Source organism: Pseudomonas sp. IT-P44, from assembly GCF_949768225.1.
GTDB classification, from domain to species: Bacteria; Pseudomonadota; Gammaproteobacteria; order Pseudomonadales; family Pseudomonadaceae; genus Aquipseudomonas; species Aquipseudomonas migulae.
In genome coordinates, this window is record NZ_CATKQM010000067.1 from 1 (window position 1) to 8,047 (window position 8,047).

Sequence of the window (8,047 nt, forward strand, 5' to 3'; positions counted from 1 at the left end):
TCCTACAGGGGGATGCGTACGAAGAAAGAGCCAGGTCGGCTGGCAGGCCGCCTCGCTTTGGCTTTTGCTTGGTTTTTGATTTTGATTTTGATCTGCCCCGTCGGGAGGCCGAGTGGAGGTTCTGCGCAGTGGGCACCGCGGCAAGGATGCCGCGGTAGCCGCCCCCGGCCATGGATGGCCGATGGCGGCGGGCCCACGGAGCAGGACCGGAGCGAGGGCATGGCGAGCATTAGCGAGCCACCGTACGTCAGGGGCAAAGCCTTTTGCTTACTTTTCGGCGTCTGGAAAAGTGAGTCGCTGTAAGAGCGAAACCGTCAGCAGCCGTTACCGCAGCAATGGATATGCACACCATCAAAAAACGCGCCCCACACACAACCTTCGCGGGCAAGCCTCGCTCCTACAGGTTCCAACGCCAAACTCAGGCCAGGCTTTTGCTGACCACTTCAAACACATCGCTGGACAGTTGGCCCGAAGCACGAATCCGCTCCAGCTCCCCTTTCATCAACGCCTGACGAGCATCGTCGTATTTGCGCCAGCGCGTCAGCGGCGCCAGTTGGCGAGAGGCAATCTGCGGGTTGAACCCGTTCAGTTCGATGACCAGATCCGCCAGGAAGCGATACCCCGAACCATCCGCCGCATGGAAGTTGATCAGGTTCTGCCCGGCAAACGCGCCGATCAACGCCCGCACCTTGTTCGGGTTCTTGATGTTGAACGCCGGATGCTGCATCAACTGACGCACCCGCTCCAGCCCACCCGGCAACGTACTGCCCGCCTGAACACTGAACCACTGATCCATGACCAGCGGATTGTCCTTGAAGTGCTCGGCAAAACCGGCCAGCGCCAGGGCTTTTTCTTCTTCGAACGGCGAATTCACCAACACCGCCAATGCCGTCAGGCGCTCGGTCATGTTGTCGCTGGTCTCGAACTGCTCAAGCGTCGCCGCCATTACTTGCGATTGACCACTGAGCATCAGGTACGACAGCGCAATGTTCTGCAAGGCGCGACGGGCAAAGTGCTCGGCTTCGGCAATGTACGGGGTTTGTTTCGACAGATCGCGGTTGGCCTGGTAACGCGACCACAACGCCTCGAACAAACCGTCTGCCAACGCCTTGCGGGCAAACTCGCGAGCGATGTGGATGGCGTCAACATCAGCCACTTCGCTGATCTCGGTCAGATACGCCTCACCCGGCAGCGAGAGCATTTCGGCGACCATTGCCTGATCCAGCGACTCGTCCGACAGCACGGTACGCAAGGCCGAAATCAGGCGCTGATCCAGCACCAGCTTCTCGCCCTTCTGTTGCTGGGCGATCAGCTCTTGCAGCACTTGCACCGACAACTGTTGGCCGGCATCCCAGCGATTGAAACCGTCGCTGTCGTGCTGCATCAGGAACATCAGTTGGTCGCGGTTGTACGGGAAGCTCAGTTTCACCGGTGCCGAGAAGCCACGCAGCAACGAAGGCAGCGGTTGCTCAGCGATATCGACGAAGGTGAAGGTCTGTTCGGCTTCGGTCACCGAAATGACACGCGAGGTGCCCTGGGCGCTGGCTTCGCCGGACAGGCGCAAGGCAACAGGCGCGCCTTTGGCGTCCAGCAGGCCCAATTCAACCGGGATCACGAACGGCAGTTTTTCAACCTTGTCCGGGGTCGCCGGGCAGCTTTGACGGAACGTCAGGCTGTAGGTTTTCGCTGCAGCGTCGTAGGACTCGCTCACCGCCAGACGCGGCGTGCCAGCCTGGCTGTACCAGCGTTTGAACTGGGTCAGGTCGACACCGTTGGCATCTTCCATGGCCTTGATGAAGTCATCGCAGGTCACGGCCTGGCCGTCATGGCGCTCGAAATACAGGTCGCTGCCTTTACGGAAACCGTCGGCACCAAGCAAGGTGTGGATCATGCCGACCACTTCCGAGCCCTTTTCGTACACGGTCAGGGTGTAGAAGTTGGAAATCTCGATGAAGCTGTCCGGGCGCACGGCGTGGGCCATGGGACCTGCGTCTTCGGCGAACTGATGAGTGCGCAGGTAAGCCACGTCCTGGATGCGCTTCACGGTGGCCGAGTTCATGTCGGCGGAGAAACCGGAATCGCGGAACACGGTGAAGCCTTCCTTCAGCGACAACTGGAACCAGTCGCGGCAGGTCACGCGGTTGCCCGACCAGTTGTGGAAGTATTCGTGAGCGACGATCGCTTCGACACGCTGGTGCGCGGCGTCGGTCGCGGTTTCAGCGCGGGCCAGCACGGCGCTGGAGTTGAAGATGTTGAGGCCCTTGTTCTCCATGGCGCCCATGTTGAAGTCGTTGACCGCAACGATCATGAAGATGTCCAGGTCGTATTCGCGACCGTAGACCTCTTCGTCCCAGCGCATGGATTTCTTCAGGCTGTTCATGGCGTGCTGGCACTTGTCGATGTTTTCCGGCTCGACGTAGATGCGCAGCGCCACGTTGCGCTCGGTCATGGTGGTGAAGGTGTCTTCGACGCACCACAAATCACCGGCCACCAGTGCGAACAGGTACGCCGGTTTCTTGAACGGGTCTTCCCAGGTCGCCCAATGGCGGCCGTCTTCTCCAGGACCGCTGGCAATCGGGTTGCCGTTGGACAGCAGCACCGGGTAGCTGTGCTGTTCCGCGACGACCGTGGTGGTGAACGTGCTCATCACGTCCGGGCGGTCGAGGTAATAGGTGATCTTGCGGAAGCCTTCGGCCTCGCACTGGGTGCAGAACATCGTGCCGGACTTGTACAGGCCTTCCAGCGCGGTGTTGGTTTCCGGGTGAATGCGGACGCTGGTGTCGACCGTGAAGCTGGTGCTGGTCGGATGCAGCGTCAGATGGTTCTCGGTCAACTGATAGTCGGCAGCTGTCAATTCGCGGTCGGCCAGGGTCACCGACAGCAGATCGAGTTGCTGACCGTCCAGCACCAGCGGCGGCAGGCCCGGGCCACGCTCAGGGTTGCGGCGCATCACCAGTTGCGCATGGACCAGGCTGTGGTCCTCGAACAACTCGAAGGTCAGGTGCGTCTCGTCGATCAGGTACTCAGGCGCCTGATAGTCTTTCAAATAGATCATCTTCGGTTGTTCGGTGCGCATGCTGGAGTCCTTACTGATGCACGGCGAGCTGATAAGCCGTGTATTTACGAATATTGATCACGCCGGTGTCGAAGATCAGGTACTGGCCCTTGATCCCCAGCAGCGTGCCTTCGGCAATCGGGTTCTTGTCCAGGTTGAAGCTGACGATCTTGGCCGGGTACTGCTCCACCGGATAACGGATTTCCAGCGGCTCGGCATCGCTAATAGTCTGGATCGCCTGCAGACCAAATCGTTCCTGCAAGGTTTGCAGGCCTTCGGCGCAGCTTTCAAACAGCTGATCGCGGACTTCGACAAGGTCCACCGAAACCGCTTCGCCCTTGAGTAAAGCACGCCAGTTGGTCTTGTCCGCCACCTGACTGCGGAACAGGTCTTCGACGAAGCCTGACTGCTGACGGGTCGCAACACGCATGATCGGCAACGCCTGACGAGCGCCCTGGTCGATCCAGCGCGTCGGCAGTTGGGTCGCGCGGGTAATCCCGACTTTGACCCCGGACGAGTTAGACAGATACACGATGTGATCGGTCATGCAGAACTTCTCGCCCCACTCCGGCTCTCGGCAGGTGCCGGCGTCGTAATGGCAGCGCTCCGGGCTCATGATGCAGATATCGCACTGCGCCAGTTTGGTCATGCACGGGTAGCAGTAACCCTGGCTGAAACTGGTTTTGGTCTTGCGTCCGCAATGGCAGCAGTGGATTGCCCCCAGGTATTCCAGACGTACCGTGGTGCCGATCAACGGGTTGACCGGCACTTCGACATCGTCCAGACGAAACGCGTACTGCACGTCGGCCCCGTCCAGGCGGGCCGACATTTTACTGATTGCACCGCGGCCAATCTCGATCAATGGATGGCATCCGACTTGAACAGGATATTCGGCACTTCAATCGACTTCGAGCCACATTCCTGCACGCCCATGTAACCGGTGCGCTGGTCTTCGGGCAGGTTCTGGATTTCCCAGGCGATCATCGCTTGCAGCGACAGTTCGCGTTGTTCGGCGGTGAGTTTGCCACCGTCGGACCATTTGCCGATTTCCACCGCCAGTTTCAGGCTCTGGTAGATATCGGGGGTGATGTTTTTGATCATTTCGTTAAAAGAGGACATCAAGGTCTCCGAACTTACATAACTTTTTTAGGCGGCCAGTTTACGGCGGTTGTACAAACCACCCAACAAACCGGTGAAGCATCCGATGAGTAACCCGCCGACGTGGGCGGCGTTCGCAATTTCACCGAAGCCGATCATCGAGACCAGCCCGGACAGGCACAGCAGCAGCCACACCAGCATCATCACCAGCACCCCGCGAGGCAGGCGATAAGCGCGGTTCGGCGACAGGATCTGAAAGATCCAGCAATGCCCGAGCAGGCCATACAGCACGCCGGACAACCCGCCAAACAAGGTCGGGCCGCTGAAATAAAACTGCGCGTAGTTCGACACCAGGGCGAACAGCAGGGTCAGGCCGATCAGGTTGATGCCGCCTTGACGCGACTCAATGCGTCGCCCCAGTTCCCAATACCACATGCCGTTCATGGCCAGGTGGAGGATGCCGAAGTGGATCAGCATCGGCGTAACCAGACGCCACCACTGCCCCGCTGCCAGGCTGTCGGCCAATGGCGTGAAATGGATGTATTCGCCGACTACCCGAAAATCAAGGAAGGTCAACCAGCGCATCGTGTCGAGGTTTTCGCCCAGCAGCGTCACCGCACCGACGATCAGGCTCAGCAGCAGCACCGCCGCCGTCGCTTTGGCGTGGCGCAATTGCTCGACGAAACCGGGACGCTTCGTGGTTATCGCCACCGGGATGTCCAGTTGCTGATCGGGATCACCCGTCGGAAAACGCTCGTACAACGCACGCACGTCTTCACTGATATTGGCGGGCACCCACAACACCTGCTCGCCCTGCTCTTCGCTGACCCGATGCGGCACCTGCATGCGTTGCAGCAGTTTGACGAACCCGCTCAGATCCACCGCCAGCGGCAGGCGTAAAACGGCCACGGCGCTCATCGCAGTGCCTCCGGCCGTTCGACGTCGACCCAGACGAATTTGTGCGGATCGAGCCGGGTTTCCTGATCCAGTCGATAGGCGACCAGCTTGCCGTAAAGCACCGCGCTGTAATCCAGGCAGGCCAGGTTCGGGCGGATCGGCGCCGGTTTGCCGCTGCGCCAGTAGTGGCCGACGAACAACAAGGGCTCGTCAACGCCATAACGCAGCAAGGTGTTTTTCTCGGTGGACGACAGCGGCGTCCGGGCCACGGGTTCCGGTAAAGCGTCAGGCTGGAACACGATGTCTCCGTAGGTTTGCGGGTCGTCTTCCCAGAATTTGGTCCGGAAGAACGAGCGCGTCAGGCCATCGCCGCTGGTCATGGTCAACCCGTCAGGCAAGCGCATGTCGGTGCCGCGCAGCAAACGGTCGAACACGGTGCAGGCAAAACTGCCCGGCACGGCCGAGGCCTGGAGGAAATGTTCATCGACGCAGCCGTCGTGAAACAGAGCGCGTAGCGGCTCGATCAGGCCCGCATCCCAGCAGGCGTGGACCACGCGGAAACGCCCGGCATCCACAAACAGCGGCAGTTCGTAGAACCATTGCTGGAAGTCATGCCAGTCCGCGGGATGGTCTTCAAACTGGGTCAGGGTTTCACCCAGCAGGCGCGCATGACGCGGCGTGTGTTCACGGACAAATTGCTTGCCGCTGCCCGGCGGCGCTGGCGTGCTCCAGCCGAGTGCGTTGAATTCATGGTTGCCCATGATGCACAACGCCTGGCCGGCCTCGACCATGTCGTGGACGATGTGCAGCGCCTCGCGAATCCGCGGGCCGCGGTCGATGATGTCACCGACGAACACCGCCATGCGCGACGGATGCCGCCAGACGCCGGCCTGTTTGTGATAACCGAGCAGGTCGAGCAAGTGCTCAAGGGTCAGGGCGCAACCGTGCACATCACCGATAAGGTCATAACTTCGCGCGGGATCGAGCATCAGTCGCCTCCACCCCCCAACTTGCTGCCCCAGCCGAGTTTGGTCCGGCAGACTTCGTAGTAGTTGTGGTCAAGCGGATGAATCAGCCGCAGCTTCTGCGCTTTCTTGCTCACGGTGATGGTGTCACCCGGCGCGCAGGTGAAGTGGTTCTGCCCGTCACAGGAGACTTGCGGGTAGATCTGCATATCCTTGGACACGACGATTTTCAGCTCACTGTTGCCATCGACCACAATCGGTCTACCCGACAAGGTATGGGGGTACATCGGCACAATCACAATAGCGTCAAGTTTGGGGTGCATGATCGGGCCGCCCGCCGACAGCGCGTACGCGGTCGAGCCGGTCGGCGTGGAGACGATCAGGCCGTCGGCCTTCTGGCTGCAGACAAACTGGCCGTCGATGTACAGCTCGAACTCGATCATGCGCGTCGATTTGCCGGGGTGCAGCACCACATCGTTCAGCGCATCGCCCTGGCCGATGGCCTCGGCGTGGCGGCGGACTTCGGCTTGCAGCAGGAAGCGGTTTTCCACCAGATAGTGGCCGTCGAGTACTTCGGCGACTTTGACTTCCAGTTCATCGGGGCGAATATCGGTCAGGAAACCGAGGCTGCCACGGTTGATGCCGAGCACCGGAATATTGTGTCGGGCCAGTGCGCGTGCGGCGCCAAGCAGGCTGCCGTCACCGCCGACCACAATCACCATGTCACAGACTTCACCGAGCATCTTGCGCGATGAAGTTTGCAGGCCATGACCCGGCAGGACTTCAGCGATGGTGTCTTCGAGGATCACGTGCAGGTGACGATCGAGCAGAAACCGTTTCAGTCGGCGGACGGTATCCAGCACCTGCGAACTGCCCAGGCGACCGATGATGCCGATATTACGAAATTGCTCCATGGTGCCCCTACGGTTTGCGACGGCGAAAACCACGATTATGGGCGAAAGCGCGGGATAGACAAAATCCTTTCAGCCACAAGGGCGCACTCAGGTTTAGGGCTATGCTCGCAAGATGATCCTATTTCCCGATTTGCTGCAGTTACCCCACCAGTTGCGCCACCCCGAGGTCCGCGACCTGGCCTGGGTCATCCTCGCGCCGCCGATGCTGGAGGCCACGCCGTGGCCGCAACGCCATCCACTGGCCGGCAGTGACTGGGTGCAGGCACCGGAACGGCTGGAACTCTGGCTACGGCAACTGGATCACGACAGCTACGACTTGCTGCACTGGCTGGCCCAGGCCCGGACCCGGCGCCTGGGTCTGTATTACGAACGGCTGTGGCAATACGCCGTGCGCCATGCACCAGGCATCGATCTGATTGCCGCGAACATGCCAATCCGTCGCGAAGGCCACACGCTGGGCGAACTGGACATGCTGCTGCGCGATCGCGACGGCGTGCATCACCTGGAACTGGCGATCAAGCTTTACCTCGGCCCACAAAATGGCGCGGGGCATAACACCGCGCAATGGCTGGGGCCGGGCTGCCACGATCGGCTGGACCGCAAACTGGCGCACCTGAGCCAGCATCAGCTGCCGATTTCCGCGCGACCGGAGAGCCGCGAGGTCCTGGCGGCGCTGGACATCCAGCAATTCAGTGCGCATTTGTGGCTGGGCGGCTATCTGCTTTATCCGTGGCCGGGGCAATCCGAAGCCCCGAGCGGTGCGCACCCACAACATCTGCGCGGTAGCTGGCTGCATCAAAAGGACTGGAATGATTTTGTCACGCAGCGCCCGTTCGGTCGCTGGCAACCCCTGCCCCGCCATGCCTGGCTGGCGCCGGCGCGCTATCCGGCCGAGCAGACGTGGAGCACGCAACAGCTGCAAGCGTGGCTGAGCGATCTGGAACCGCTGGCGCCGGCGCAGTTGCTGGTGCGGTTGATCGAGAATGCGAATGGGGAGTGGGAGGAAGCGGAGCGGTTGTTTCTGGTGGCGGATCTTTGGCCGAATGTGCCGGGCAGTGGTTAGTTTTGTAGTGGCTGGACCGGCCCCTTCGCGGGCAAGCCTCGCAGCAACACAGGAA

The 8,047-nt window shown here is 60.7% G+C and carries 7 protein-coding genes; 1 reads left to right on the forward strand and 6 read right to left on the reverse strand.

The genetic code is table 11. The features are described from left to right. Positions 1–418: 418 nt before the first annotated feature. From pepN to ACM6IO_RS25585, 6 genes are read right to left on the reverse strand one after another with little or no spacing between them, the layout of a single operon-like run. Positions 419–3,076: an aminopeptidase N gene (pepN, locus tag ACM6IO_RS25560; RefSeq protein ID WP_414912472.1), complete on the reverse strand. Its 2,658-nt coding sequence runs from the start codon at positions 3,074–3,076 to the stop codon at positions 419–421. 10 nt (positions 3,077–3,086) lie between these two features. Continuing rightward, the gene (locus ACM6IO_RS25565; protein ID WP_414912473.1) at positions 3,087–3,917 is read right to left on the reverse strand and encodes a DUF2797 domain-containing protein; all 831 of its coding nucleotides are present in this window, start codon (positions 3,915–3,917) and stop codon (positions 3,087–3,089) included. Beyond that, entirely contained in the window at positions 3,914–4,174 is a 261-nt protein-coding gene (locus ACM6IO_RS25570) for a YeaC family protein (RefSeq protein ID WP_008028592.1), read from the reverse strand. The genes ACM6IO_RS25565 and ACM6IO_RS25570 overlap by 4 nt, the downstream gene beginning before the upstream one ends. Positions 4,175–4,201: 27 nt before the next feature. After that, positions 4,202–5,071: a rhomboid family intramembrane serine protease gene (locus tag ACM6IO_RS25575; protein WP_414912474.1), complete on the reverse strand. Its 870-nt coding sequence runs from the start codon at positions 5,069–5,071 to the stop codon at positions 4,202–4,204. Continuing rightward, a complete protein-coding gene (locus ACM6IO_RS25580; RefSeq protein ID WP_223554701.1) occupies positions 5,068–6,042 on the reverse strand; it encodes a metallophosphoesterase in 975 nt (324 codons plus the stop codon). The genes ACM6IO_RS25575 and ACM6IO_RS25580 overlap by 4 nt, the downstream gene beginning before the upstream one ends. After that, entirely contained in the window at positions 6,039–6,929 is an 891-nt protein-coding gene (locus ACM6IO_RS25585; RefSeq protein ID WP_008028599.1) for an NAD(+) kinase, read from the reverse strand. The genes ACM6IO_RS25580 and ACM6IO_RS25585 overlap by 4 nt, the downstream gene beginning before the upstream one ends. A 112-nt stretch (positions 6,930–7,041) precedes the next feature. Here ACM6IO_RS25585 and ACM6IO_RS25590 point away from each other — a divergent pair, with 112 nt between their 5' ends. Then, positions 7,042–7,992, forward strand: coding sequence for a DUF1853 family protein (locus tag ACM6IO_RS25590; RefSeq protein ID WP_414912475.1), 951 nt, complete (start codon positions 7,042–7,044; stop codon positions 7,990–7,992). The last annotated feature ends 55 nt before the right edge of the window (positions 7,993–8,047 follow it).